The 26,375-nt window shown below is 43.4% G+C and carries 22 protein-coding genes; 18 read left to right on the plus strand and 4 right to left on the minus strand.

Annotated features, from left to right (window positions below; genetic code table 11):
• From nuoH to I3252_RS06995, 8 genes are all read left to right on the plus strand, one after another.
• Positions 1-1,044, plus strand: coding sequence for an NADH-quinone oxidoreductase subunit NuoH (nuoH, locus tag I3252_RS06960; RefSeq protein ID WP_238034665.1), 1,044 nt, complete (start codon positions 1-3; stop codon positions 1,042-1,044).
• Between the two features lie 55 nt (positions 1,045-1,099).
• Entirely contained in the window at positions 1,100-1,648 is a 549-nt protein-coding gene (gene nuoI / locus I3252_RS06965; protein WP_010198902.1) for an NADH-quinone oxidoreductase subunit NuoI, read from the plus strand.
• The gene (gene nuoJ / locus I3252_RS06970) at positions 1,645-2,388 is read left to right on the plus strand and encodes an NADH-quinone oxidoreductase subunit J (RefSeq protein ID WP_238034666.1); all 744 of its coding nucleotides are present in this window, start codon (positions 1,645-1,647) and stop codon (positions 2,386-2,388) included. The genes nuoI and nuoJ overlap by 4 nt, the downstream gene beginning before the upstream one ends.
• A 98-nt stretch (positions 2,389-2,486) precedes the next feature.
• Positions 2,487-2,795 (plus strand): NADH-quinone oxidoreductase subunit NuoK, encoded by a 309-nt coding sequence (gene nuoK / locus I3252_RS06975; RefSeq protein WP_025653102.1) that lies wholly within the window; start codon positions 2,487-2,489, stop codon positions 2,793-2,795.
• Positions 2,796-2,799: 4 nt separating this feature from the next.
• Entirely contained in the window at positions 2,800-4,674 is a 1,875-nt protein-coding gene (gene nuoL / locus I3252_RS06980; protein WP_238034667.1) for an NADH-quinone oxidoreductase subunit L, read from the plus strand.
• A 1-nt stretch (position 4,675) separates the two neighbouring features.
• A complete protein-coding gene (gene nuoM / locus I3252_RS06985) occupies positions 4,676-6,301 on the plus strand; it encodes an NADH-quinone oxidoreductase subunit M (RefSeq protein WP_055124527.1) in 1,626 nt (541 codons plus the stop codon).
• Between the two features lie 3 nt (positions 6,302-6,304).
• Positions 6,305-7,783: an NADH-quinone oxidoreductase subunit NuoN gene (nuoN, locus tag I3252_RS06990; protein WP_238034668.1), complete on the plus strand. Its 1,479-nt coding sequence runs from the start codon at positions 6,305-6,307 to the stop codon at positions 7,781-7,783.
• A 167-nt stretch (positions 7,784-7,950) separates the two neighbouring features.
• On the plus strand, positions 7,951-8,793 hold the full coding sequence (locus tag I3252_RS06995) for a ferredoxin--NADP reductase (RefSeq protein WP_193007133.1): 843 nt from the start codon (positions 7,951-7,953) through the stop codon (positions 8,791-8,793).
• 141 nt (positions 8,794-8,934) lie between these two features.
• Here I3252_RS06995 and I3252_RS07000 read toward each other — a convergent pair whose 3' ends face one another.
• Positions 8,935-9,714: a hypothetical protein gene (locus tag I3252_RS07000; protein ID WP_045451664.1), complete on the minus strand. Its 780-nt coding sequence runs from the start codon at positions 9,712-9,714 to the stop codon at positions 8,935-8,937.
• Between the two features lie 514 nt (positions 9,715-10,228).
• Here I3252_RS07000 and I3252_RS07005 point away from each other — a divergent pair.
• Together I3252_RS07005 and I3252_RS07010 are read left to right on the plus strand one after the other, a co-directional pair.
• The gene (locus I3252_RS07005; RefSeq protein ID WP_238034669.1) at positions 10,229-11,113 is read left to right on the plus strand and encodes an energy transducer TonB; all 885 of its coding nucleotides are present in this window, start codon (positions 10,229-10,231) and stop codon (positions 11,111-11,113) included.
• A gap of 165 nt (positions 11,114-11,278) precedes the next feature.
• A complete protein-coding gene (locus tag I3252_RS07010) occupies positions 11,279-12,154 on the plus strand; it encodes a mechanosensitive ion channel domain-containing protein (RefSeq protein WP_045444758.1) in 876 nt (291 codons plus the stop codon).
• 17 nt (positions 12,155-12,171) lie between these two features.
• Here I3252_RS07010 and ybeY read toward each other — a convergent pair whose 3' ends face one another.
• Both ybeY and I3252_RS07020 read right to left on the minus strand, forming a co-directional pair.
• On the minus strand, positions 12,172-12,786 hold the full coding sequence (gene ybeY, locus I3252_RS07015) for an rRNA maturation RNase YbeY (RefSeq protein ID WP_238034670.1): 615 nt from the start codon (positions 12,784-12,786) through the stop codon (positions 12,172-12,174).
• Positions 12,787-12,938: 152 nt separating this feature from the next.
• Positions 12,939-14,033: a PhoH family protein gene (locus I3252_RS07020; RefSeq protein ID WP_238034722.1), complete on the minus strand. Its 1,095-nt coding sequence runs from the start codon at positions 14,031-14,033 to the stop codon at positions 12,939-12,941.
• Positions 14,034-14,655: 622 nt separating this feature from the next.
• Between I3252_RS07020 and I3252_RS07025 the strand changes: the two genes are divergently transcribed.
• The 6 genes from I3252_RS07025 to I3252_RS07050 all read left to right on the plus strand — a co-directional run bounded on the left by I3252_RS07025 (position 14,656) and on the right by I3252_RS07050 (position 21,161).
• On the plus strand, positions 14,656-15,963 hold the full coding sequence (locus tag I3252_RS07025) for an FAD-dependent monooxygenase (protein ID WP_238034671.1): 1,308 nt from the start codon (positions 14,656-14,658) through the stop codon (positions 15,961-15,963).
• Between the two features lie 73 nt (positions 15,964-16,036).
• Positions 16,037-17,305 (plus strand): FAD-dependent monooxygenase, encoded by a 1,269-nt coding sequence (locus I3252_RS07030; RefSeq protein WP_238034672.1) that lies wholly within the window; start codon positions 16,037-16,039, stop codon positions 17,303-17,305.
• A gap of 36 nt (positions 17,306-17,341) precedes the next feature.
• On the plus strand, positions 17,342-18,565 hold the full coding sequence (locus tag I3252_RS07035; RefSeq protein WP_238034673.1) for a PIN domain-containing protein: 1,224 nt from the start codon (positions 17,342-17,344) through the stop codon (positions 18,563-18,565).
• Positions 18,566-18,587: 22 nt separating this feature from the next.
• Positions 18,588-19,784, plus strand: coding sequence for a hypothetical protein (locus I3252_RS07040; RefSeq protein WP_238034674.1), 1,197 nt, complete (start codon positions 18,588-18,590; stop codon positions 19,782-19,784).
• Between the two features lie 70 nt (positions 19,785-19,854).
• A complete protein-coding gene (locus I3252_RS07045) occupies positions 19,855-20,436 on the plus strand; it encodes an OmpA family protein (RefSeq protein WP_238034675.1) in 582 nt (193 codons plus the stop codon).
• Between the two features lie 77 nt (positions 20,437-20,513).
• On the plus strand, positions 20,514-21,161 hold the full coding sequence (locus I3252_RS07050) for an OmpA family protein (RefSeq protein ID WP_238034676.1): 648 nt from the start codon (positions 20,514-20,516) through the stop codon (positions 21,159-21,161).
• A 28-nt stretch (positions 21,162-21,189) separates the two neighbouring features.
• On the opposite strand, the gene I3252_RS07055 is transcribed toward I3252_RS07050, so the two are convergent.
• A complete protein-coding gene (locus tag I3252_RS07055; RefSeq protein ID WP_238034677.1) occupies positions 21,190-22,101 on the minus strand; it encodes a lysine exporter LysO family protein in 912 nt (303 codons plus the stop codon).
• Between the two features lie 269 nt (positions 22,102-22,370).
• On the opposite strand from I3252_RS07055, the gene I3252_RS07060 reads away from it, so the two are divergent.
• Both I3252_RS07060 and I3252_RS07065 read left to right on the plus strand, forming a co-directional pair.
• On the plus strand, positions 22,371-25,160 hold the full coding sequence (locus I3252_RS07060) for an alpha/beta fold hydrolase (protein WP_238034678.1): 2,790 nt from the start codon (positions 22,371-22,373) through the stop codon (positions 25,158-25,160).
• Entirely contained in the window at positions 25,161-26,375 is a 1,215-nt protein-coding gene (locus I3252_RS07065) for a patatin-like phospholipase family protein (RefSeq protein ID WP_238034679.1), read from the plus strand.

A 26,375-nucleotide genomic window follows, 5' to 3' on the forward strand; every position in this document is an offset into this window, starting at 1 on the left:
ATGCAAGTTACCCGTATTATCCCTGATGTGCCAAGCTTCTTGGCTGGTAGCATGAGCTTTGATGCTTGGTCCATTTTATTTATGGTCGGGCAATCACTGGTCATCTTCTTGGTCGTGGTATTGGTTGCCGCGATGATGATTATCTATGAGCGCCGTATGTTGGCCTTATGGCAAGATCGTTATGGTCCAAACCGTGTCGGGCCTTTTGGTTCGTTGCAGTTAGTCGCCGATATGCTAAAAATCTTCTTTAAAGAAGATTGGACACCGAACTTTACCGATAAGTTTATGTTCACGTTGGCACCTGCGGTCGCAATGTTTACTGCCTTGGCTTCATTTGCCATTATTCCTATCTCGCCAACGCTTGGCGTGGTTGATTGGGATATTGGTATTCTGTTTTTCTTTGCCATGGCTGGTATTGCTGTCTATGCGGTGATGTTCGGCGGTTGGGCGTCTGCCAATAAGTTCTCGCTACTCGGTGGTTTGCGCTCTGCTGCACAAACCATCAGCTACGAAGTGTTTTTGGGTTTGTCATTGATGGGCGTTGTTGCGCTAACAGGTTCATTTAACTTACGCGCTATTGTTGAAGCACAAGCGGATGGCTGGTATATCATCCCGCAGTTTTTCGGATTCTTAACCTTTGTCGTGGCTGGTGTAGCCGTCACTCACAGACATCCATTTGACCAACCAGAAGCAGAGCAAGAACTGGCTGAAGGTTATCATGTCGAATATTCTGGTATGAAGTTTGGTATGTTCTTTATTGGTGAGTATGTCAACGTTGTCTTGATTTCTGCCTTAATGACTTGCTTGTTCTTTGGCGGTTGGCTTGCGCCGTTCAATTTAGATATTCCATTTATTCCACCAGCTTTTTGGTTCATGATTAAAACGCTGTTCTTTATGACGATGTTTGTTTTGGCTCGAGGCTCACTCATGCGTCCGCGTTATGATCAGGTGATGAACTTTGGCTGGAAAGTATGTCTGCCCGTAACTTTGATCAATCTGTTGATTACTGCTGCGGTCATTTTGATCTTTTCCCCAACGTTATAGTCATTACTAGCCATCACTGATGAACTAGGGTAAAGCTGATAAGGATAATAATCCCATGTTTACTACCATAAAAAAGACCGTCATTGGTATATTTACCATTGTCCGCAGCATGTGGATGGTCAATAGTCATGCGCTCAGACCGCGTGATACCATCCTTTATCCTGAAGAGCCGGTACCTGTACCGCCGCGTTTTCGTGGACGTATTGTCCTCACACGTGATCCTGATGGAGACGAGCGCTGTGTCGCTTGTAACTTGTGTGCGGTGGCATGTCCGGTAGGGTGTATCTCATTACAAAAAGCTGAGCGTGAAGACGGCCGCTGGTATCCAGAGTTTTTCCGTATCAATTTCTCACGCTGTATCTTTTGTGGATTGTGTGAAGAAGCCTGTCCAACGACAGCGATTCAAATGACCCCAGATTTTGAGCTGGGTGAATATAAGCGCCAAGACTTGGTCTATGAAAAAGAGCATTTGCTCATTTCAGGACCAGGTAAATACCCTGATTATAACTATTATCGTGTGACAGGTATGGCGGTAGCAGATAAACCAAAAGGCGCAGCACAAAATGAGTCTGCACCGATTGATCTAAGGAGCTTGCTACCATGATGAATATTTTGAACCATCCTGAATTGGCTGGATTTTATTCACTTGCAGCAGTGGCGATATTTGCCAGTCTGCGTGTAGTGACTCAGGCCAATCCAGTGCATGCTATCTTATCGATGATTGTGTCGTTGTTAGCAATTGCTGGGATATTTTTTGTATTAGGAGCGCCGTTTGCAGGTGCGCTAGAGATTGTTGTTTATGCTGGTGCCATTATGGTGCTATTTGTTTTCGTTATCATGATGCTTAATTTGGGCATGAGTAATGACGAGCGCGAAGAGCGTTGGCTCGATGCCGGCACGTGGGCGCTGCCGACAGGATTGACGATAATCATTGCCGTTGTGCTCTATGCGATGATTGGTCTCAATCACGATGAAGCGGTCATGATGGGTGGCACGACTATCTCTGCCAAAGCAGTCGGTACGGTGTTATTTACTAAATACATTATGCTGGTTGAAGTAGCAGCATTGCTATTATTGGCAGCCTTGGTCGCCGCTTATCATTTAGGTAAAGAGACAGTCGACGATGAGGTCATCGGTAATGATAGCCAAAACTTCAAGCCAAGCGTAGGCAGTATCAAACAATACGACAATGATAGTACTCTTACACAGCATGACGGCGTAGAAATGGCTAAGCCTTACGAATATAAAGATGTTGACCCGCATGACTATGTTGGTATGAAGGTAGGCATGAAAGCAGGTAGTCAAGTAGGTGCGAATAAAGTTACGCGCAAGGAGTCAGACTAATGGTACTAGCAGCAAGCGTGGCACAAGATGTGTCAAACGTGCCGTTTGCCCACGAGGTGGCAGGCTTAGTACAGCCAGTTGCTGAGGCGCAAAATGTACTGGGTATGATACCCATGAGCCATGGACTGATTTTGGCAGGTATTTTATTTGCCATCGGTCTGTGCGGCGTCATGGTACGACGTAACTTCCTATTTATGCTAATGAGTCTTGAGATCATGATGAATGCGGCAGCATTGGCATTTGTAGTGGCAGGTAGTCGCTGGGTCGATCCAGACGGACAGATTATGTTTATCTTTATTTTGACCTTGGCTGCGGCTGAAGCGTCAATTGGTCTGGCAATATTATTGCGTTTTTATCATCAGCGTGGGCATCTCGATGTCGATAGCGCCAATGAGATGAAAGGATGATGTCATGAGTTTATTACCATTAACCTTTATATTCCCGCTCATTGGCTTTTTGATTTTAGCCTTTATGCGCGACAAGCTAACAGAGCAGGTGGCAGCGATTGTCGGTGTGGGTAGTATGCTGTTATCAGCACTATGCACGCTAATCGTTAGTTATACTTTTTTGACCAATAATCCAGCAGGAACGGTCATAGAGATTCCGCTTTGGACATGGTTCCAAGTCGGAGATTTTGCCCCAAGTTTCGGTCTGAGCTTTGATGGTTTGGCACTGACGATGACGGGTGTCATCACTGGGATTGGCTTTTTAATCCATCTCTTTGCCGCTTGGTATATGAAAGGCGACACTGGCTTTGCCCGTTTCTTTAGCTATATGAACTTGTTCGTCGCCAGCATGTTATTGCTAGTCTTGGCAGATAACTTGTTCTTGCTTTATCTTGGCTGGGAAGGCGTTGGTATCTGTTCGTACTTACTGATCGGTTTTTATTACCATGACCGCGCCAATGGTCTTGCAGCGATGAAAGCCTTTACGGTGACGCGCGTGGGTGATGTATTCTTAGCCTTCGGTCTGTTTTTATTATTCCGTGAATTTGGTACGCTTAATATTCAAGAAATTATTACTCGTGCACCAGAAGTGTTTGATATCAACAATCCAACGATGATGTTGACCACCATGATGTTGGTTGGCGGCGCGATGGGTAAATCAGCGCAGCTGCCATTACATACATGGCTGGCTGATGCAATGGCAGGTCCGACGCCAGTATCAGCGCTTATTCACGCGGCAACGATGGTCACCGCAGGTGTTTATTTAATCGCTCGCTTACATCCATTGTTTGAGCTGACCCCTGGTATTTTATTATATTGGGTCGGCGGCGTAGGGGCGTTGACATTGGTCGTTGCTGGATTCTGTGCACTGGCACAAACTGACATCAAACGTATTCTTGCTTATTCAACCATGAGCCAAATTGGCTATATGTTCTTAGCACTCGGCGTTGGTGCGTGGCAAGGCGCAATCTTTCATTTGATGACTCATGCTTTCTTTAAAGCCCTGTTATTCTTATCATCAGGCGCAGTCATCCTTGCGGTACACCATGAGCAAAACATCTTTAAGATGGGCGGTCTACGTAAAAAGATACCGTTGGTATTTTGGTGCTATATCGTCGGTGGCGGTGCATTGGCAGCGATACCCTGGGTCACGGTCGGTTTTTACTCTAAAGAAGCGATTCTTTGGGAGAGTTATGCAACCGGTCATATGGTCTTATTCTATATGGGTGTATTCGGTGCTTTCTTAACCGCGCTTTATACCTTCCGTATGATTTGGATTATCTTCTTTGGTGAAGAAAAGACGCATGCACACAAATTATCAGGTGTGTCATATTGGCTACCACTTAGTGTGTTGCTCGTATTATCAACGGCAGTGGGCGCATTTATTACCCCGCCATTACAAGGCGTCTTGCCAGAGAGTGTTGGGCATTTATTGGAAGTCGCTGGTCAAGCGCATGGTAAGCATACGGCTGAGTTTATCGCCATGGGTGCGATGCTGGCTGGTCTAATAATAGCGGCGCTATTATATGTGGTGGATAAAGGTCGAATGCTCACCCGCTTTAAGCGCTCACGTGTTGGTGGGGCGCTATATCACTGGTGTTATCATGGTCTAGGTTTTGATGCGCTATACGATGTAATTTTTGTAAAACCCTTTTTGTTCATCGGCCGCTTATTTAAAGCCGACCCTATCGATAAAGCGTGGCTCGTCTTGCCTAAGCTGGCATCTGCTGGTAATAAGGTATTGTCTGCGACGCAAACTGGGTCACTTCGAGGTTACGCTGCAAGCTTTGGCTTGGGCATGGCTGTATTACTAGTGCTGGTAATGATGACGGTGGTATAAGATGATTGAGTTACAACAAACGTGGATGCTACCAGCATTAATTGCAATTCCCTTTATTGCCGGGTTGTTATGTTGGTTGGTCGAGCGATTTAATAAACGTTTGCCGCGATGGATTGCTCTAATCGGTATGACGTTGACCTTTGTATTGTCGCTAGTGCTGTGGCAATACGGCGACTTTAGCGGCATGAGTAAGCAAGTGATTGCGCCAGACGCTGCTGTGCCTTGGGTCGCTGAATTTAGTGTGCCATGGATACCGACTTTTGGTATTAGCTTCCATTTAGCGATGGATGGCTTGTCGCTGATGATGGTGGCGTTAACAGGATTGCTCGGTATTGCTGCTGTGGCTTGTTCGTGGAATGAGATTCAGCGTCGAGTCGGCTTTTTCCATCTCAACCTTTTGTGGAGTTTGGGCGGCGTCATTGGTGTGTTCTTAGCCATTGATCTGTTCTTGTTCTTCTTCTTTTGGGAGATGATGCTGGTTCCTATCTACTTCTTGATCGCTATTTGGGGTCATGATGTGGTTGGTAAAACCAAGGAATACGCAGCGACTAAGTTCTTTATTTATACCCAAGCTTCTGGGCTTATTATGCTGGTCGGCATTTTGATATTGGTCATTATCAGCTACGCCCAAAAAGGGGTGGTGAGCTTTAATTATAATGATTTGCTCGGTACGTCACTTGGCGGCTGGGAATATCCGATCATGCTGTGCTTCTTTATTGGCTTTGCGGTTAAGTTGCCGATTATTCCGTTCCATGGCTGGTTGCCAGATGCGCATGCGCAAGCACCAACGGCAGGTTCGGTGGATTTGGCAGGGGTTTTGATTAAAACCGCCGCTTATGGTTTGATTCGTTTCGTGTTGCCGTTATTCCCAGCAGCATCACAAGATTTTGCGCCGATTGCGATGACCTTAGGTACGATTGGTATCTTCTATGGTGCATGGCTCGCCTTTATGCAGACCGATATGAAGCGCTTGCTCGCTTATACCAGTATCTCGCATATGGGCTTTGTGGTATTAGCAATTTATGCTGGAACCTTACTCAGTTTGCAAGGTCTGATGATTCAGATGTTAGCGCACGGCTTAAGCTCAGCAGCGCTATTCATTATGGCAGGGCAGTTATATGAGCGTCTACATACGCGCGATCTAACCTTGATGGGTGGTATGTGGGGTCAGTTCCGTTACTACGCACCGATACTGATGTTCTTCTGTGCGGCATTGCTCGGTATTCCGGGGACAGGTAACTTCATTGGCGAGTTCATGATTTTATTTGGTGCTTTTGCTCAGTATCCAGTGTTTGTGGTCTTTGCAACATTCAGTCTGGTACTAGCAGGGCTATACTCGCTTATTTTGATTCATCGTGCATTATTTGGCAAAAACAATATCGAAGCAGTCGCTATGCAAGAAACCAAAGCACATGGTTTGCCTACGCGTCCATTAAAAGACTTGGGCAAGCGTGAGTTGTCATTGTTATTGATGCTCGCTGCAGGTTTGGTATGGCTTGGTCTATATCCACAGCCGTTCCTTGATACTTCAAGTCATGCGATGCAGTGGATCAATAACGCTTATATATACAGTCAAGTCACACAAGTAGATGCGTCGCAACTGCTTGATGCAATGGAGGCACGTTAAGTCATGAATGATATTACGATGAATGATTTGATGGGGTTATTGCCTTATGCGCCAATCATTGCCGTCGTTATTACGGTATTGGTGGTCATGATTGCCATCGCAATTAAACGCTCACATATGGTGACTGGTACGATAACGGTCGTCGGCTTAAATATTGGTCTATTTACTCTCATTGGGCAAATGACAGGTATGATGAATAGCGGTACTCTCGTACCAAACGCTGAGCAGCTATTCGTTATTGATAACTTTGCTCAGTTTAATATGGTGATTATTTTTATCTGTGCATTGGCTTGCTGTACGCTCTCTTATGCGTATCTCGCCAATCTCAAGGATAATAAAGAAGAGCTATATTTGCTCATGTTGCTATCGACGATTGGTGCTTTACTGATGGTCAGTGCTCAGCATTTAGCGTCATTCTTTATGAGCTTAGAGATGCTGTCTATACCGTTATACGGCATGCTGTCATATACCTATATGCGCAACCGCTCACTCGAATCGGGGCTGAAATACTTGGTGCTGTCAGCGACGGCATCGGCGACATTGCTGATGGGTATGGCATTTATCTATGCCGAAGTAGGCTCGCTCGCCTTTAAGCCAATTAGTATGGTATTAGGTGATGTTTTTGAGTCGCCACTTCTGATACTTGGTGCGGCGATGATGATGTTCGGTATCGCCTTCAAACTCTCTGCTGCGCCGTTTCATATGTGGACACCAGATGTTTACGAAGGCGCTCCAGCACCAATCGCTACCTTTTTAGCATCGGTATCAAAAGTAGCTATGATGGGCTTGGCGGTTCGTTTCTTAATTGATACGTCTTTATTGGCCTTACCATCGGTGCAAATGCTGTTAATGGTCATGGCAACTTTATCTATCTTAGTCGGTAACTTATTAGCAGTACGTCAAACCAGCCTCAAACGCCTATTGGGTTATTCATCCATTGCCCATATGGGTTATGTGTTGATTGTCATCGTCAGTATCGGCGCGGCAGCGGATAGTATCTCTAGTATGTATATGGCGGTTTATGCATTAACCTCTATCGGTGCCTTTGGCGTTGTAACCTTGATGTCGAGCCCTTATCGTTTATCTGGTGAGGCTGATGAGTTGACTCACTATCAAGGTCTGTTTTGGCGTCGTCCCGTATTGACTGCAGTTATGACTATTATGATGTTGTCATTGGCAGGCATTCCGTTGACGGCTGGCTTTATTACCAAGCTATTTGCGATATTGGCAGCGGTACAAGGAACCAACTGGTTCTTGGCAGCGATGATTATCTTGGGTAGTGCGATCGGCTTATTCTATTATTTACGTGTGATGCTCACCCTCTTTAAACGTCCTAAACAGTTCATTGAGTTTGACGTTTCTAGCCAATGGGCGATGCGTACTGGCGGGATTATGGTTATTGCGGTAACTGCGATGATTATCTTCTTTGGTATTTTGCCAAACAGCATGATTGAATGGGCAAGTCTGGCACGTATTTGGTAAATAGCAAAAGGGTAAGTAGGGGTATACTGATACCGCTGCTTATCTGTTATTACGGTCAGAAACCCAAGATGCGCCAGCTTTATGATAAGCTTGGCGCATCTTTTATTGTGTGTCGTTCAAAGTTTTGATAAAAATAATGATTACTAAAAAGTGAGTCGATAATTCTTATGAGTGATAATATTCAGGCAGTAACCGTGCTTAGTAAGACCACGTGGACGCCAAATCTATTTAGCTTCACTGTCAGCCGTCCTGATAGCTTTAAGTTTACTGCGGGTCAATTTGTGCGTTTGGGCGTCAATCCCAGTCAATTAAAATATTATAAACAGCAGCGTGCAGCAGGTAATGCCATTGCTAATGAAGAACAGAATGAAAAACTAAACGAAGACATCTTTCGGGCTTATTCCATCGTTTCTTCACCTTTTGATGAGGTGCTAGAGTTCTTCTCTATCGTAATTCCTGATGGCGCATTTACGTCGCAGTTGCAGCATTTAGAAGTGGGCGATGAGCTGCTGCTTAATACCATGCCGTTTGGTTTTTTGACGTTAGCACGTTATCAAAAGCCTTTACCAAAAGATTTATGGCTGCTCGCGACTGGAACGGGCTTGGCACCATTTTTATCAATGTTACAAGATTTGCAGACGTGGGAAGATTACGAGCACATCATCTTGGCTTATAGTGCGCGCTCGATAGAAGAGCTTGCCTATATCGACAAGATTGAAAGTTTGCAAGAAGACTTTGGTTCTTTGGTTGAAAATCCTGCAAAACTAATCTTTATTCCTATCGTTACCCGTGAACCTGTCGAAGGCGCCCTGACAGAGCGTCTGCCCAAGCTGCTGCTAGATGGTACGCTGCAAGCGCGAGCGGGCATCGCCTTGGATGTTGATAGCACGCACGTCATGTTATGTGGCAATCCAGACATGGTGGAAGATACCAAAGAAGCGCTCAAGACTTTAGGTTTGGTGATGAATCGTCGCGGCGAGGGCAATATTGCGGTAGAAAATTACTGGTAGTTGCATGATTGATGACGGCACGCTTTAGAAGCCATTGAAAATTTTCTTGATAAAAAAGCGCTGACGCTAAAAGACAATAATAGTCTCTAAGTGTCAGCGCTTTTTTGCTAAGTAAAAAACGTCATTTGTATACTGAGAGATTTATACCTGACTCGGTTCGGTCGCATCATCTATTGGGTTAATAGGGCCTTGCATCAACTCAGGCTCATCATCATCGCCGATGATATCTTCGTTACTGCTGGCAGCCAATAAATCACGATAATTGATTTGAGTTTTCAAAATCATTTGCTCTTCTTCAAGCTCGCCATAGTTGACTTGAACTTTATGCAAAGTGCTCATGATTTTTTTGTTCTTTTTTAACCAACGATTGATATCAAGGTAGATAACCTCGTCTTTTGCACGGGCGATATTGATATAAGAGAGAATAAAGCCTAATGGGTCTTTTTTCAGAATAGTGTGATAAAACCAAATAAACAGTTTGATACCTTGGCGCTTAATAAACGACTCACAACGTAGATTTAGCACATCAGTATAAGTCTGTTGACCAAAGACAAATCGCTGGACGTTACGATCAAGCTGTACATGAATCAAACTAAAATTACTCGCCACCTCTGCATAAATGCCACCAGCATCGACCGTACAGTATAAGCGGAACCAGTCATCATGCATCTCAACACGCAGTTCTAAGATGGCTTTTACATTATCAGTGACGAACTTCTGCAGCGCATCATTGACATAAATCTGTGCCACTGGCAGCGACAACTCATCTTCGAATTTATCAGTCGTTCTATGATATATCTGTTTGATTGATTGGGTAAGGCGTTCCCAACCATCGCTAAATGATTCGTCGAAACGATAGCCCATATTTTCAAAAAATTCATCAAAATTGTCTGAATTATCCCTGTTATCAAAATCACTCAAACTTATTATCCTTATAATTATAGGGGAGGTAGCTGATTCAATGGCATAAAGAGCGACTGATTAAAAAATGACAGACTGTTCTTTAATGAAAGCTGGCGAGTGGTCATTACAAGCATTTTTTCTAAATCAGCCCTGTCTATTTACGCCTGTTTAACCCGCCCTAATGACACAAAAATTATAAAACAGTATATAACAAATATGATGGCTTCAAAATGGACACATGGGTTTTGTCGCAAATCATTTAATTGGCAATGCTTATATGTTCAAAATACGGTCTAGCGATGACATACTCGCATTGGTGTTATATCATTTTTGCTGGTTCAGCTCGTCAATAAATTGATCAAAGGAGATAAATACTGTGTGAGTGGATTAAAATGAGTCGGCAACGGTTGTGCTAGCGACAGAATTCTATGTCATGTTATGATAGCGCCAGTATAAATCCTGCCCATTATCATAACGCTTATTACTTGCTGTCTTGTATTTATAAGCTCATATTCATAAGCTGAGACCCATTGTGGCCTATATCAAAGATTCACAAAGCTATCATTTTTCCGCGCAAGAACCTAAGCGGGATGTTAGTTTACCGGTGGCCATCGTTATCGCTGTGGCCGTACATGCCATTATTATTTTTGGTATTGGCTTTTCGATGGGCAAAGATCCTGCAGCAATGATGCAAGATGTAGCAAAAGCGCTAACCGACAATATGCAGCCAAATGAAGACGCTCACTTTATTGCTAATGCCTCCCAAGAAGGTGGCGGCACAGTGGAGGAGCAATTAAGACAAGAGAACGACCAAATCAGCCCATTGTCTGCTGAGCAAATAAGTGAGACGCAAGATGTGATTAGCCTGCAGCGTCAAGTCCGCCAGCAGCATTATCAAGAAAGCTATCTGCGTACCACCTTAAGCTGGCGTCAAGCGAGCGTGGAGTCTGATAATGATAGCAAGCAAGCACAAGATGATATGATGGCGCAAGAAGAGCGTCTGCGTAAACAAATCGCTACCTTAGAGACACAGCTGTCTCAACGTCAGCAAGTTTATGCAACCAAATCAAAAGTAGTGACGGTCGATAGCAATTCGACCACGCTCGGTGCTGCAGATTATATTAATACCTTCCGTGAGCATATCGAACGCATTGGGAATTTGCATTATCCCATGCAGGCGCGGGCGCAAAAAATTAATGGCGAAGTTCGCCTGATGGTTATTATCAGTAGTGATGGTAATGTTAAAGCCATACGTCTGCTTGAAAGCTCCAACTCCACATTATTAGATGAAGCAGCAAAACAATCGGTACGCCAAGCAGCGCCCTTTGGTAAATTCACCAAAGACATGGGCGATATCGTCGAATTGCGTCTGATACGCACTTTTCTTTATAGTGATAAAGTCACTGTCACTTATTAGAGCATGTTGAATATTCGCAATCAGCAGTGCCTATTTGTGAATATCAAACACGCCCTAAACGAATTCAATATATAGATGATGAGCGTTAGCTACGCTACAAACAGATAAGATACCAATATTTATAACAAACGAATACCACACACCGCTATAAAATAAAGAGTCAGTATGGAATTTTTAGGTTTTACAATAGATGTTGCCAACTTAACCAGTAACGCATTAAGCTTGGTCATTAAAGTTGCGTTAGCGATATTAATATTCGTCGTAGGTCGCTGGCTTGCCAAAAAGGCAGTCACCGTTGCTCACAAAATGATGTTGCGTAGTCGCTTAGATGATACCGTTGCGAACTTTTTAGGTCGTCTAATCTACGGAGTGTTACTGGTCGTGGTTGCATTAGCTGCCTTGAGTAAGGTTGGCGTACAGACCACCTCAGTCGTCGCTATATTGGGCGGTGCTGCAGTAGCCATTGGTCTGTCACTAAAAGATCAGTTGTCTAACTTTGCCGCTGGCATCATGATTGTGACGTTTCGTCCCTTTGTGCGCGGCGATTATGTGCAAATCAGCAGCTACACAGGGACTGTAACAGAAATTACTTTGGTCAATACCCACCTAACGACGATAAACAATCACGATATTATCATCCCAAATAGTGATATTACGACTTCAGCCGTGACGAACTATACGGCGCTACCCAACCGCCGTGTCGATATCACGGTCGGTATTGGCTATGATGCCGATATCAAAACTGCCAAAAACGTGATGCTGAGTTTGGCAAAAAATAATCCGTTGGCCTTTACTGACCCTGAACCTATCGTACGTGTCACCAATTTGGGTGATAACTCAGTAGACTTGACGCTCAATATTTGGACAACCAATGCTGACTGGTGGACAATGCAGTGTGATTTGCTTGAGCAATTCAAATACGCCTTGGATGATGAAAAAATCGACATTCCATTCCCGCAGCGTAATGTCCATGTTAAAGGATTGGATCAAATGATTAATCAGATGAGTCAAGCACAAAAGCTACCGATGACCAAAGACTAATCGCTAAAAAATATGAACTAAGCATAAGGGTTTGGAAGGCTGAGACCTGCTAAAATCTCAATTTCAAACCGTTCCATCTCATCTTGCTCGGCTTGTCCAAGCTCATGATCAAAACCCAATAAGTGCAGCACACCATGTATCAGTAAATGGCTAATGTGCTGTGCGGTTGTCTTTTCTTGCTCTGCAGCCTCACGTACTATGACGCCATGACAGATGACCAGCTCACCGAGAGGTAGCGTTGGCATCAGCTCAATAATTGCGGCTGGCAGATCACTTGGATAAGATAAAATATTGGTCGCATAATCCTTACCGCGTGCTTCCAGATTTAATGCCTGACCCTCAATTTCATCGGTAATGTATATGTCTAATACTTTAGATTTCTCTTGCCACAGCTCAGGATCGATATCTACAAAATAGGGTAGCGTTAGGCCTTCTTTGATACGCTCATCGATATAATCCAACGCTGCCATCATCACAGACTGTAAGTGCTTACGATCATAAAAAGTGTCCAGTATGTCATCATCAATACTACTGGTGGCACTGATATCAAGTGCTGCCAAACTGGCATCATCGCCAGCACGCTCATTAGCATCATGGTTGTCAAAACTGTTGTTACCCTTCTCTTGGCTCATGCCATTATCCTTTTACTTTATTGTAAGATGGTGTGCTTTATCATCTGATAGAACTTATGACTAAATCTAAAAAGCTCTCGTCGTAAAAAGCCGGATTACTGACAGTAATCCGGCTTTGCATTTTTATAACATTAAGTAGCAGGCTAGACCGTTTATAGCTTGGCTGCAGCATTAGCAACAACTTGTTTACGCTCTTGCTCTTTTCTGCGCTCAAACTTACGCTTTTCTTCTAACGCTACTTGTTCTTCATCATAAACATCGTAGGCTTCTACAATTTTCTGTACCAATTGATGACGTACCACATCTTTTGAATCAAACTTGGTGATATGAATTTCTTCAATACCACTTAAGATTTCCATTGCTTGTGCTAAGCCTGACTTATGACCACGTGGCAAATCGACCTGCGTAATGTCACCAGTAATCACTGCCCGTGAACCGAAACCCAAACGGGTCAAAAACATTTTCATCTGTTCAGGCGTGGTGTTTTGCGCTTCATCTAAGATGACAAACGAGTTGTTTAACGTACGACCGCGCATATAGGCAAGGGGTGCGATTTCGATGACTTGTTTTTCAATCAGCTTGCCCACTTTTTCAACGCCGATCATCTCATATAGCGCATCATATAATGGACGCAAGTAGGGATCGATTTTTTGCGTCAAGTCACCTGGCAGAAAGCCCAGTTTTTCACCAGCTTCTACCGCCGGACGCACCAATAAAATCCGCTCAATCTCATTACGCTCAAGCATATCCACGGCGCAAGCCACGGCTAAATAGGTCTTACCCGTACCAGCAGGGCCAATACCGAATGAGACATCAGAGTTCAGTACGTTTTGGACGTAGGTCTGCTGATTGCCACCGCGAGGAATGATACGACCTTTACGCGTGCGTAAGCTAACTGGCGTAAACTCGTGAGCTGATTCCAAGTCCGCCTCAGCGTCTGCATTATCCTTGGCTTCTTGCTCATCAGCTTCCATATCTTCATCGCGTGCGATGCTTGATTGGATAATAAGATGTAGCTCCTCTGCGCTAATGTCCTTGGTATTCTGTGCCTCATCTACCAGTTTATAAATAATACGTTCACCGCGCTCGACATTCGATATGTCGCCACTCAAACAGAAGTCACCTTGACGCTGCATGATTTTGATATCGAGGCGTTGTTGGATGTATTTCATGTGGTTGTTGTATTCACCAAGCACGGTTTTGAGCTGTGATGGTGTCAATGATTCAAACTTTATACGGCGGCTCATGGAATCAGTCAAGCGATTATCCTTTTATTATGTACCCCAATGCTATGATTTGGTTTTGATGGCATTGCGGGTTTAAGAGATAAAATGGTCGGTCGTTATGGTCTTGGCTTTACGTTATAGAGATAGAAATGACAGTAGAATTATTATTCGTTTTAGGAGTGATGATAAGTAACGGTCTTGCCTTTATTATGGTCGATAGATTTTAAATTTCAAGCCATACGTCGAACAGATGCCACTGTTTTTGTACGACGATTGCAACCGCTTTTCGACTTTGATATTTTATGTTCATTTTTGAGCGGGTTATGACATTGCAAATAACGTTTAGAGCGTTATTAAATCAAGCGTTTCAGTTATACGTTTTGGCTACTGTTAAGGCGACAGAGTTGGAGGCGATTTGTGGTAATCTATGGGTGATGTCATAGTGCTTTATCGCTGAGTTTAAAATATGAATAAAATGATGAAAGCTGACGAAGGTTAGGGCGTATTACGCATTCGACTAAGGCTATGCCGATGCGCGGATATTCAATACGCCCTAAAAAATTAAAATAATTCTAGCGATTATTCATCGCTTATAGTGCGTGCGCCCAACAGCGTAAAATAGACATGAAAATTAGGAATAATAATGCAAAATACTGATGTAAATTTATCGAATGCTAAAAAAAAGTTTGAACATAAAAAGGTAGCTACTGAGCAGCAAGTCCTCATCGCTGGCGGTGGTCATGTGGGATTGTCCTTTGCACTGTTACTAGCACATCATGGTATTGCTAGCACGTTATTAGAAAAAAATAGCTACCCAACCATCAGTCCAAATGATGACAGCAATCGCAGCCATTATTTAGACAGCCGCAATACAGCACTGTCACGTCGTACGGTACAGATTTATCAAGAGATTGGGTTATGGGATGAGTTGCAAAGTCATGCTTGTCGTATCGATGCGGTGCAAATTAGTGAGCAAGGCAGCTTTGGGCGTGCACAATTAAACAAAGCTGAAGAGCGGGTCGAGTCATTTGGACAAGTGATGGAAAATGCGTGGCTCGGACGTAAGCTTTTATTAGCCGCGCAGCAAGAGCCATTAATCACTTTGATCGATAATGCCAGTGTCAGCGCCGTGACCCAACAAGCGGATGGGGTGACGCTCAGCTTTAACTATTATGGTGAAGAGGAACATGAGCAGCAATTGCAAGCTAGCGTTTTGGTCGCTTGTGATGGTCGCGATTCAACGGTGCGCCAATTATTAAATATTGGCACGACGACTTATGATTATCAGCAAACCGCTATCGTCGGTGTGGTAGAAACTGACAAGTCACACGCGCATGTAGCGATTGAGCGTTTTAGTCCAGCAGGGCCACTGGCGGTGTTGCCACTGACCGATCCAGACGGCGATGGAAATGACGACTATCAGACAGGCTATAGACGCTCGGTGGTTTGGGTTTGTCCAAAAGGTGAAGAGACCAATTATCTAGAGGATGACGCACACTTTTTACAGACCCTACAGCAAGCTTTCGGTGAGCGCGCTGGCACGTTTGTCGCTGCTGGTCGCCGCGGCGCTTATCCATTGACACGCGTGCTGGCAGACAAGCAAGTAGAGGGTCGCTGTGTCATCATGGGTAATGCTGCTCATACCTTGCACCCTGTCGCTGGTCAAGGTTTTAACCTCTGTATGCGCGATGCCCATGTGCTGGCACAAATGATGAGCGCGCAAGTGCTAAAGGGCGAAGACATCGGCGATATGCAACTGTTAAAACGCTATGAGAAAGCACGGCTAAGCGATCAAAAACGCGTCATTCGCTTCTGTGATGCCGTGGTACATGGTTTTACCCATCCTAACCCAGCCATCAAGTTGGCAAGGAATGTGGCCTTGGTTGCCTTTGATAAACTGCCAAATATTAAGCCACTAGTCGCTAACTACGCGATGGGGTTAAAGTCCTAGTTTGCCATATCACGGTATATTAATGGTCTAGACCAATGTTCTATACGATTGCACTTAACTGTAGGAATAACTTATGAAGAATAATCATACGCTGATTATAGGTAGCGGTATTGTTGGGGCAATGCTTGCTTTAAAGTTGGCGCAAGCAAAAATGCCCGTGACGTTAATTGATGCTCGCCCTGCACGTGATGACTCAGAATGGCAACAGGTGCTTGGCAAGCGGGATGCGCGCGTTTATGCCTTGAGTCTTGCCAGTATTAACTTACTTAAAGACGTGGGCGCATGGCAAAAGATAGCAGCATCAGAGCGTAAAGCGGACTACTCGCAAATGCAGGTGTGGCAACTAAACGGTATGGGTGAGCTATTGTTTGGTGATAGCGGCGATAATCATCCCAACAATCATTTACCGCAAATGCTCGGTAGCATGGTCGAGCCTGCTGTCATTGAGCATGCGTTATGGCAATGCCTGTATGAAGATGATGTCAGTGACTATCTAACCATTATCGCGGGGCAAAAAGTTACAAACATGGATTGGTTAGGTGCAGATCAAGGCTACCGGGTGACGCTAGACAATCATACTGCTATCGATGCGATGCTGCTGGTTGGTGCCGATGGTCGTGGCTCATTTGTGCGCCAGCAAGCGGCGATTGGGCTGGACACACTCGATTATAATCAAACCGCTATTTGCTGTGCGATTCACACCGAAAAACCGCATCAAGCAACCGCTCGCCAAGCGATGCTGCCCACAGGTACGCTGGCATTATTACCATTAGCGGATATCACTGATGAAGACAAAGCCAACCCAGAGCACTGGCAGTCGATCGTATGGACATTGCCTCGCAATCAAGCATTGGTGTTGATAGAGGAGGACGCGCGCGTCATTGCTGATAAATTGGCTGCTGCCAGTAACTATGAGCTAGGTGCTATCACTCAGATTGAGTCAATCGCTAGCTTTCCACTGACCGCGCAACAAGCGAAAAGCTACGTCGCGGACAACCTAGTCTTGATCGGTGATGCAGCGCATGGCGTGCATCCGCTGGCGGGTCAAGGGTTGAATTTAGGCATGCTCGATGTACAGGCCTTAAGCGAGCAATTGGCACATGATTTTGAACGTAGTGGTGGAACCAGTTGGGGCAGCAATCAAACGTTGCGTAGCTACGAGCGTTTGCGTCGTCCGCATAATAGTCTAATGATGCATAGCTTTTCGGCGCTTAACTGGCTATTTGCAGGGTCACTTGCACAGATGCGTCCTATTCAACAAATTCGTAATGAAGGTATGTATCGCGTTGGCAAAATCAAGCCATTGATGCGCTTGTTTGCTAAACAGGCGAGTGGGGTTTAGGAATAGTAACTTAAATTAAATAATAAGAATATTTTGATGAAGCATATTTTAATTGATTATGAGAACATTCAGCCTAAAAGTTTCGATAATGTAGAGGTCGATGAGTGTCACGTATGGTTATTTTTGGGTGTCAATCAGCAGAAGAATCTACCACTTGAATTGGTGGAAACATTGCTTAGGTTCGATAATAGAAATGTACATATTATTAAGATGCAGCATTCAGGAAAGAATGCGCTAGATTTTTATTTATCTTTTTATCTTGGCAAAATTTCTGAAATTGATTCTATGGCTGATATTTGTATTTTAGCAAGAGACAGTGGTTATGATATCTTGGTTGAGCATCTTAACAGTGCCTATGATGGTATAAACATCATGCGATTAGAAAATACTAATCAGCTAAATGTGGCTTGTGAGTTAAATGAAAGTACTACGTCAGATATAGAGGAAATTTCCCTTATCGACGAAGATAATCAAGATGTTATATTAGATAATGTCGTAATGGAAAATAATCAACCTCCAGATCAATCTCTTGAAACAATCATACCCAAAGCAGTGATACATGACTGTTATATCTTAGTTTTTGATAGCATCGTAAATCGTAAAGTATTTTTACCAAGCTATAAATCTAACTTATTACATTTTATGAAGAAGTATGTTCCAGTGAGAATGTTAGAAAGCTTTAATAATTTTGAGCAAGATTATATTTTTGAACAGATTTTCGAGAAATTTATCAAATTAGGTCTTATCAGTCTCAATCAAAATGAAGAAAAACTAAGTTATAAAGTAGATAGCCAAGGAATATTAGATTTAGTAAAAGATCAAGTTTTATTGAATAAAGCTAAAAAAATTGACGGACTAAATAATGTAATTAAGCAGAAACTTGCAACTTATCGCCAAGTAAATGATGAAAAACAAGTTAGCTTAGTTGTAAGGTGGTTAGAAAAGCAAGTTTATATTAAGCAGGATAATCAAGTTATCTATTATCCACCTTTTAATGATATACCAGAAAATACAAGTAAATCTTCACATGGTAATAGTGAGAAGAGTAAAGCTTCTATTACGATATATCAAAGTATAATAATATTGATAAAAAGTCGACCCCCAGCATCTAGACCATCCAAAAAATCAAGTTTAGTGAATTATCTTAAAAGCCATCTACGCAATGAAGACCCTAAAGTAATTAATAACCTCGTTAAGCAGATGATTGATAATAAAGTTATCGTAATATCAAATGCAAACAAGCTGAGCTACAAAATATAAAAGCTTAAAAAAGGCAAACTTTATGCTCATCCCCAAATACTGGGCGCAACACAAACAGCGCTTTGAATCGCTAGAAACGTCTAGTAACCCTTCCAAGCAAGCCACTATCAAACGTTACGGTTGGTCAGATATCAGTCAAAGCGAAGCGCTATCCCATGCTAAATTGCGAGTCAGTGAGGCGCATAAGCGCTGGCTGGCAGGTGAAGATATCTTACGCCGCGAACGCAGGGAAGAGTATAACGAAGGCAACGGCATTCCTATTCGTGAAGAGATTATTTCTGAGCATGATTTTCCAGAAAATAAATTATCGAATAATAGTGCAGCAGTAACGAAGCTCATTGTCACGCGTAACAGCTACGGTGCCCAAGTGGCTAACGTCGATAATATTGCCATTATCGATGTCGATAATGACGATTTATTGCGTCATATCTATCCTGATGATTATGACCATCATGGCTTTATGCCTGCCTTTCTCGTTAATCAAAGCAATCCAACAACCAAAATAAAAGTTTGGGCTTTTGTTATTGTCTTTATACTTATTGCCAGTGTCATCGCTTGGCTAGGACTATCATGGTTGTGGTTATTGGCTGTTATGATTGGTGTGACCGTCTATTTGTGGCAACAAGCCAGTGTTAAAGACAAGGCCCGCGCGCAAAAATATGCCGATGACGCCGCCTCGTTACTGCCTTATATGACAGATTTAATCAAAAAACGTATTGCTAATCATCCTACCGAGTCCTTTCGTTTATATCAGACGCCCGCAGGTTTTCGTATTATCGCCACTCACGATGTTGTATTGCCAAGTGATAGGTTAGTCGCGGAATGGTTTGCGTATTTCCATGCGGATACCAATTATGTGCGTCTATGTCAGGTGCAGCAGTGCTTTCGAGCACGGATTACTGCCAAGCCGTGGCGCATGAATGAGGTCGAAGATAATCGCTTGGCTAAAGATATCCCTGCAAAAGACTTTTGGTTTGATTTTGAGGACACAGAGGTAGAACGCAGCATTGAACAACGTCAAGACGCGTTAAAGGCGCGTAAACAGTGGATGGCTGATTATGATAAGTATGCTAAAAATTATCGCGCCTGTCGTTATGTCGAGAATTTTTCTGGTAAAGAAACGGTTGATAGAAATACAGCAGCGACGCAAGCTATTGATGCTTTTATCGAGTGGCATGATAGAGTTTGTCAGGAGGAAAAAAATCTAGAGATGGCTTAGGTTATACTTTTCTTAATTAATTTTTTACGAATGCTAGAGTAGTATGTAATTATATAGAGGAAGGCTACTGATGAAACGTTATAGTGTTTTATTATTAACAGCATCTATTGCTTTAGCTGGCTGTCAAACTACTACAACTGCGCCGTCTAAAAAGATACCTAAAGATGAAAATATCAGGACGATGCAAGCAGAGATTGATTCAGATGGCGATGGTGTGCTTGATGCTATAGATGAATGTCCAGGTACACCTTTTAACGTGGTGATAGATGAAAGGGGTTGTCCAGATTCCTTACTTTTTGGTGAAAATGAATTTATGATGGAAGCTAGAGCCTATTATGATGAAAATAGCAGTGAGATAAAAAGTGAGTATTATGAACAGCTAGATAACGCAGGCAAAAAAATGCAAGATCATTTGGACGCTGTTATGCATATCGAAGGGCATATATCCAAACGTGAAGACAATAATGCAAATCAAACATTATCAAGATACCGCGTGGAAGGAATTAAAAATTATATGACCATGAAATATAATATTGATCCTGATCGTATTAAGACTTTTTACTATGGGTCAGAACGTCCAATTGCGCCAAATGATATCGAAAACAGTTGGCTCAACCAGCGTATTTATGCGCTTATTAGTAATGTTAAGTAATATATTAAACATTTCAAAAAAACTGAAAGTGATGACAGATAAAGTCTTAAATTATTCTGAATGAAAAGAGAGTAGCAATGACAACTAGAAACTATGGAAATTTATTGCTACTGGCATTATTTATTGGTTTAGCAGGCTGTCAAACCACTACAGCTGTGCCGTCTAAAGAGTTACCTCAATATGAAAATATAAGGACGATGCAAGCAGAGATTGATTCAGATGGTGATGGTGTTTCGGACAAATTGGATTATTGCCCAAACACACCTCCAAACGTTATGATAGATGAGAACGGCTGCCCACCTTCATTAGAAATTACTGACAAGAATTTCATAAAAGGAGAAGTTAGAGTCTATTATGATGAAAATAGTAGTGAGATAGATAGCAAGTATTTTGAAGAGTTAGATAGAGTAGGTGCGCTAATGCAAAAGCGTTTAGATATAGTGATAGTTATTGAGGCTCATATAAGTACACGCGAAGAAAGCAAGGGCTATCAAACCCTTGCCAACAATCGTGCCGAAAGGCTTAAAAACTTTTTGATTTCTAAATATCAAGTCAATTGTAATCGCATTAAAACTCATGGTTATGGGGCAGAGCAACCTGTTGCTTCTTCTGATACTGAAGAAACGGACCAGTACAACCGTCGCCTATATGCAGTATTCATTGATACCAAAAATAATATTGAAAACTTCAATAATAGTAATGGAAAAAGCTGTCAGATATTTTGACTTTAATAGTTTTTGAAAGTAAGGAAAATTACCCCAACGCCGAAAACACCACCATCAGCACTGGTGAGACGATATTGATAATAAAGCCAAAGCTAATCGCTAATGGCACGACTTTTAGACCGCCAGATTGCTGAATAATTGGCAGGGTAAAATCCAAACTGGTCGCGCCGCCAAGTCCAACTGCTGCTGATGGATATTTACGCATAAACACAGGGATAAATATCAGCGCAAAAAACTCACGCACCAAGTCATTAAAGAGGGCGACACTGCCCCAAACCGCGCCATAAGCATCGGTCATGACAATTGCTGATAGCGAGTACCAACCAAATCCTGACGCCAGTGCCAAGCCTTTGGTCCACGATACCTCACTGAACATCAGCGCAAATATTAAGCCACCAACCAATACAGCTAGTGTAAAGATGACACTCATCTCAACGCCGCGCTTATTCAGCAGCACTTCTTTTAACGTAATACCTGAGCCTTTTAAACCAATGCCGACCAACAAAATTAATATCATCAGCATCACCGTCATGGTATTTTCAGGCGGCATATAATTGTTTGGTAAGAAATAACCAATCACCATACCAATGACTACACAAATAACTTGAGCGAGGCTACCACGGATACTCACGCGATGTTCTTTAGATTTTACGCTGGGTTTTTTGGCATGCCATGGACGCAGTCGGTCAAATAACATCAGGGCAAACAAACCACTGCCAATTGTCAAAATCGATAGTATGGTCACATACAGCGCAATTTCGCCTATCTGACTGCCAAGTCCTTCAACTTGTGACAGCTCGATACCAATCAGCGCTAAGATGATAAATACCAGATAAGATAAGCCTTTATCTGCAAGCTTTGTCATGGTTGGATGAGAAGGAATGGCAAAGCCAATAAACATTGGCATTAATACCAGAACAAGGGTAACTAGGCTTTGCATGGTGATTGGCTCGCGGCATTTTCAAAGGCGTTTTTAAGAAGCTGGAAATTGTATCACATGAAACGATCAATACTGACATGAGCGGCTAAGATTCCTTGTAAAAGCCGACTGTTTGACGACCAACTATTGAGCGTTAAGATAAAATCCTAAATCACTAAGCCGTAAGTCAGGATTTCATTCATGATAATTTGACTGCTAACAACGCTTAAGTATTTACCTGACCAACTTTTGTTGCTACATTAATAGACTTACTATATTTGGCTTGCCTCATGTCGCTATATCAGCTCAAGTCTCAGTTTCAAGATCAGCTGCGCCCAATAAGTGATGCGTTGGTCGAACAAAAGGTGACAGCAAATCAAGTGACGGTGTCGGCCGTATTATTGAGCCTTGGTACGGCTTATGTCATTGCTAGACCTGCGCAAAATCAGCCTAGACTCTGGTTGCTGTTACCTTCATCACTGTTTGTGCGTATGGCGCTCAATGCTATCGATGGCATGATGGCGCGTGAGCATGGGCAAGCCTCAAGGCTTGGGGCAGTGCTTAATGAAGTGGGTGATATCGTGGCTGATACGGCGCTTATCGCAAGTTTAGCTCCGCATGTTGCTAATGGTAATTTACAAGCGTCGACAGTCAATTTACCAAACCGTATATCAATCCATCAGCGTCATATTATCGGTCTGATTGCGCTTAGTATCAGCACTGAGTTACTAGGTATCACTAGTAATACGATGTTAGACATTAGAGCAAACCAAGGGCCTTTAGGCAAAAGCGATCGTGCTTTTTTACTAGGTTTGCTTGGCGCTTTCATGGCTACTAAAATGCCGATCATGCTATCGCATATCAAAGCGCGTCCACTATTGATACTGACAGAGGCACTACTATTAAAAACCTGCTTGAATCGCCTGCGTTATATGGCAGATTTATACTTGATACGTAAACCACCCGCGCTTCGTTCAAATTACTCAGAAACTCTTGAGTTAATACCAGAGCCATCGTACAAATCTATTTTTCCGCTTGGTTACCAAATGTATGTTGGTCAATCCAATACGCTATTTTTCGATGCTGTTTCATCAAATTATTCTTTATTAAGCTATCCTCTATCAAATTTTTCTTCATTAAATGCCCCTTTATCAAATTCTGCTATTAAAACTTCCTTTTTGGAGCCTAAGACAATGCCGACCACCCCTCTCAATAGTCATGAAAAAGTGGAGCAGGTTAGTGATACGCTCAATTTATCGTCTTCCAAATTGATAAGCGGTGAAAGTTGCTATAACGCTTACGATGGCACGGCGATTTATTATCGCTATTGGCTAACGATGCCTTTAGAGGGTATAAAAAAAGCCAGTCAGCCTCTGCGTCAAGTCATTTTGTTACATCGTGGTCACGAACATTCGGGACGACTAGCAGAACTTGGAGAGCAGTTTGCTATGGCAGGTTATCAAGTATTTGCTTGGGATGCGCGTGGTAATGGGCGCTCAGGCGGCATCAAAGACCATGCCGAAAGCGTCACCGAGCTTGAGCGCGATTTAGACGGTTTTGTGCAATTGGTTATCGGGCAAACGGGCATTGCTATCGAGGATACCTTAATTGTCGCCAGTAGTATCGGCGCGGTACTCGCAGCAGCATGGGTACATGATTATGCGCCAAATATTCGCGGAATGATATTGGGTACACCAGCGTTGAGTATTCGCTTATACATGCCATTTGCCATACCGTCGTTAAAAGTGGCTCGCGCGCTTGGACTGATGTCACGCGTGAGCAGCTACGTCAAAGCGCAAGTCTTAACCCATGATAAAGACGCACAGCAAGCTTATAATGCCGATCCGCTGATTTCTAATAGCATTTCAACTGATCTGCTTATCGATACGCATGCCACGGGTCAACGCTTGCTCGATGATGCTAGCGCTATTACTGTACCGACGTTTATATTATGTGCAGGTAAAGATTACGTGGTCGATAAGCAGGCAGAGCGCGATTTTTATGAGGCAATTAATACGACTGATAAACGCTGGCAACTCTATCCAGACAGTTATCATGCAATCTTTCATGAGACCAATAAGGCAGACGTCTTCGCAGATTGTATCGAGTTCGCTGAGCAGGTATTCAGTAAGGACGTTAAAGCGCCTGATTTAAGCGCGGCTCATCTTAATAGTGCCAGTAAAGATAAGGTTGATCGTTTAGCGATTAAACCCTTTAATCCAAGCTTTGCCATTACTCGATTTGCCATGCAAAAATTTGGTCATGTCAGCGACGCGATTGCCACAGGACTGGAGCATGGCTTTGATTCGGGGCATTCGCTCGATCACGTTTATTATAATCAACCGAGTGGGCAGAATAAATTTGGTCAGGAGGTCGATAGGTTTTATCTCAATAATATCGGTTGGCAAGGGATTCGTATTCGCCGCGAGCATATATTAGAGCTGGCACGCGAGGCTCTGGCAGATATTGAAGACAAAAACCAGAGCAGTACTAAACCATACCAACCAAAACTACTCGATATCGCTAGTGGACATGGCTTTTACGCCTTTGATTTATTGAAAGAGTTCACCAAATTGCACGCTGAGCTACGCGATTACGAGATGCATAATATCCAAGCGTTACAGGCAAAGGCGGAGCAATTAGAGATTGCTGATCGTGTCCTTACTTGTCAAAAAAATGCGTTTGACCCTGCCAGTTATTCCTATTTACAGAAGGCAAGTGACAATACTAAAGGCCTTGACGATAAAAAATTTGATATCGCCATTGCTTCTGGGGTCTTTGAGTTATTTTCTGACAATACGCTACCAACGACGGCTTTGTCAGGCATTTACGATAGCTTAAAATCCAGTGGTTATTTACTTTATACCAATCAGCCTTGGCATCCTGAGCAGGAATTTATCAGTAAAACCTTAAACAATCATCGCGGTAGCAGTTGGGTGATGCGCTGTCGCTCGCAAGCAGAAATGGATCAATTGGTTGAGAATGCTGGCTTTAAAAAAGTCGCCATGCGTATCGATCGCTTTGGTATCTTTACCGTGTCATTAGCGATTAAAACAGCACCAAATGCTGATAAGGGATAGATGAATAATCAAAGCGCTAAGCCTTATGAGCGTGTGCAGCTTTTTTCAGGGGGCGGCGCACGTTTTGGCTATTATTTGGGCAGCTATGCGGCATTGGTTGCTCATGATTTGAAGCCAGATGTCATCGTCGGCACTTGCGGTGGCAGTCTGTCGGCTTATTTGGTCAATCTAGCGCCTGATCCTAAGGATTTGCAGGCGCTCATGTGCAGTCGTGAGTTATACCGTGCCATCACTGCAATCAGACATGTTGCGCCAGCCGAAGCCAATAAGCGACTAAGACTACGTTATATGACGCAGGCGCTTACACGTTGGCGGTTATCACGGCAGGTTTCTAACCGCCAAAAACAGCAAGAAGCAGATAACTATGAGCGACTATTAGATGAGTTGCAGCAGCTGGCGATGTTTCGGATAGATAACGAGGGGCAATGGCTCGATGAATTGTCTCATTTTTCTCCCAAGCATAGTCATAATTCGTTTAATACCGCCGTGCCAGAGATAGCCATTATCGCTAGCCGACTCTATCAAGCACCCAATCAACCCGGCAATCAAACGCCTACTGCTGATAGTTCTGTTTACGATGAGTTTAAGCTGCAAGAATTGTTATTTGCGCCACCGCGTTTAGCCGTATCAGAGCACTTTGAGCAAATGCTTAACTCCCCTGCGCACATGTTTGCTGATGGGCGTATCCATCAGTCAGTAAATGTCGTAAAGCAGTGGGCGTTTGATTCAGCGGTTCGTGCGTCTATGGCAGATATGTATTATCTACCGCCAACGCATATTGAAACGCTTGGCTGGTGCTTGGGCGGAGTGATTAATCTGACACCGATTGAGCTGGCGTGTCAACTGGGACAGACGGTATTTGCAGAGACCAAGGCAGGTTATGATTCATGGCTTGCCGCACCAGCCATTCAACGTGTTTTTGGTTTTGACCCCAATGAGCGTTTGGCACAGGTGCATGGTTATGAGTCAGCAGAAATACTGTCGCTCGCTGATTCTGCTGCAATCAAGCATCAAGTGAATCAGCTCCATTGGTTGCCCTTTGCAGATAATGGTCAGCAGTTGGCAGGACAGCATGTACAAAAGCGTTTTAATATCAGACAAATGACCGTTGAACTTATTCACAGTGACTATGATGGCTTTGTGCAGCAAATGCAGGCGCAATGGCAATATGGCTATCAGCGTACGACTGACTATATACAGCAGCATGGTCTATGA

The organism is Psychrobacter sp. Ps4 (assembly GCF_022129285.1).
Lineage (GTDB): Bacteria > Pseudomonadota > Gammaproteobacteria > Pseudomonadales > Moraxellaceae > Psychrobacter > Psychrobacter immobilis_A.